This window comes from Roseovarius halophilus (ex Wu et al. 2025), assembly GCF_047086965.1.
Window position 1 is genome coordinate 1 of sequence record NZ_JBKOTX010000482.1, and the last position, 1,170, is coordinate 1,170.

Genomic DNA, 1,170 nt, shown 5'->3' on the forward strand with positions numbered 1-1,170 from the left:
GCGCCGCCAGCGCCCGCGCGATCGCCGTGCCCTGCGCCCCCGACGAGCGGTTGGCGATGTAGCGCACCGGGTCGATGGGTTCCTGCGTGGGCCCCGAGGTGACGACAATCCGCCGCCCCGCCAACGGCCCGTCCGACAGCGCGCCCGCCACGGCCTCCACGATCTCCAGCGGTTCGGCCATGCGCCCCGGCCCGTATTCGCCGCACGCCATGTCGCCCGCGCCGGGGCCGGTGAAAAGAATACCGTCGTCGCGAAGCGTGGCGACATTGCGGCGCGTGGCGGGATGCTCCCACATGCGCACATTCATGGCCGGGGCCACCATCACCGGCGCATCGGTGGCCAGCAACAGGGTCGAAGCCAGATCATCGGCGTGGCCCTGCGCCATCTTCGCCATCAGGTCGGCCGTCGCCGGCGCCACCACGATCAAGTCGGCGCTGCGGCTGAGCTCGATATGGCCCATCTCGGCCTCGTCGGTCAGGTCGAAAAGGGCCTCGAACACCTTTTCGCCGGCCAGTGCCGACACCGACAGCGGCGTCACGAACTGCGCCCCGGCCGGCGTCAGCACCGGCGTGACCGCCGCGCCCCGTTCACGCAGCCGCCGGATCAGGTCGAGCGTCTTGAAGGCAGCGATACCACCGCCGATGATCAGAAGGATACGCTTTCCGGACAGCATGGGCAGGGTCCTCTTGCACGGCTGCCCGACACTATTGCGCCGTCCGCGGGCCCGCAAGGCCCGCGCGCCACCTCGGCGCGTCAGCGGAAGGCATCGCACGAGTCCTCGCGCGTCACAGCCGGGGCGGACAGCACAGTGTCGAACGTACCGGGCAGCGGTTTCCCGTCCTCCGTCTGGCCGATCACGCGAACGTCCAGTCCGGGGGCGACACGCGCCAACACGGCCGGCATGCCCCAGTCGCGGCGCGCATGTCCGTTCCCGGTGATGACGGCGACGGGCCCGCCCGTGCGCGCCTTTGACCGGACGACGGCGCGCGCCAGCATCGCGTCGCGCAGGCGCTGCACGGCCACCATGGCCGGCAGCATCTCCGCCGGCAGGGCATCGCAATGCGCCGCGCCTTGTAGCGCCTCGCGCTCGGCCTGCTGCGCATCGGGCAGGGGCGAAGCCAGCCCGTATTCCTCGGCTTCGGCGCCGAATGCCGCTGCCGCGCCGTCCTC

General features: G+C 71.8%; 2 protein-coding genes. Both read right to left on the reverse strand.

Features of this window, described 5'->3' with window-relative positions; translation table 11 throughout:
- The coding region (gene coaBC / locus ACH107_RS32980) for a bifunctional phosphopantothenoylcysteine decarboxylase/phosphopantothenate--cysteine ligase CoaBC (RefSeq protein WP_412509808.1) at window positions 1–673 on the reverse strand (673 nt) is incomplete at its 3' end.
- A gap of 80 nt (window positions 674–753) precedes the next feature.
- Window positions 754–1,170 (reverse strand): ChaN family lipoprotein (locus tag ACH107_RS32985; RefSeq protein ID WP_412509809.1); only part of this gene is annotated, 417 nt, incomplete at its 5' end.